The organism is Psychrobacter sp. 1Y4 (assembly GCF_051847555.1).
The window spans coordinates 1-808 of sequence record NZ_JBPYDE010000382.1 but is presented as its reverse complement, the minus strand read 5'-3'; the positions used below and the strand labels follow the sequence as shown (position 1 = coordinate 808).

The following is an 808-nucleotide window of genomic DNA, read 5'->3' as shown; positions in this document are numbered from 1 at the left end:
CTGCCCAACAGACAGATAGCAAATCAGAGGAGTCAGGAGAATCCATGATATCAGCCATTAGTAATCATGCCTCCGTTTATGTGCAAGGTCTGACCAGTCACAAAGCTACTGTCTTGGCAAGCAAGAAATACATAGGCAGCACCCATCTCACGTGGCTGACCCATACGCCCCATTGGTGAGGACATTGATTCCAAAATATCTTTATCAAAGTCTTTAAATACCAGTTGAATCTCACTCACTACAGGACCCGGTGCTATCTGATTAACGCGAATACCGCGACTAAGTAGTTGTTGCGATAACGCGCGAGTGTAGCCAACGATAGCGCCTTTGGTCGCGGTGTACGGCACTAATACATCGTTGCCGACATACGCATTCACTGAGGTGGTATTGATGATGCTATCACCTTCTTTCATATGCTCAAGGGCGGCGCGGGTTGCATAAAACATCCCTGCCATATTGACATCAAAATGCTGTTGCCAGTCTTCATCACTGACCTCAGACAAATCATGATATGGCTTTTGCATACCAGCATTGTTGACTAGCACATCAATGCCACCCCATTTTGCCACGACGGCTTCTACTGCCTCTTTGCAACTACTGCTATCTGCCGTATCACCCTGCAATACCAACGCATCTGTACCTTCTGCTTCAATACCTTCACGCGTCTCATTTGCGCTCTCTTCGTCAGAGTGATAAAGGATGGCAACTTTGGCACCTTCACGTGCCATATGAAAAGCCACTGCGCGACCGATACCACTGTCTCCGCCAGTGATTAAAACGCGCTTATCAGCCAGTTTTCCTGAGCCTT

1 protein-coding gene is annotated in these 808 nt (G+C 47.6%); it reads right to left on the bottom strand.

The genetic code is table 11. The features are described 5' to 3' along the window. Positions 1–50 precede the first annotated feature (50 nt). A partial coding sequence (locus ACS8FC_RS16465) for an SDR family oxidoreductase (protein WP_439297568.1) occupies positions 51–808 on the bottom strand: 758 nt, incomplete at its 5' end.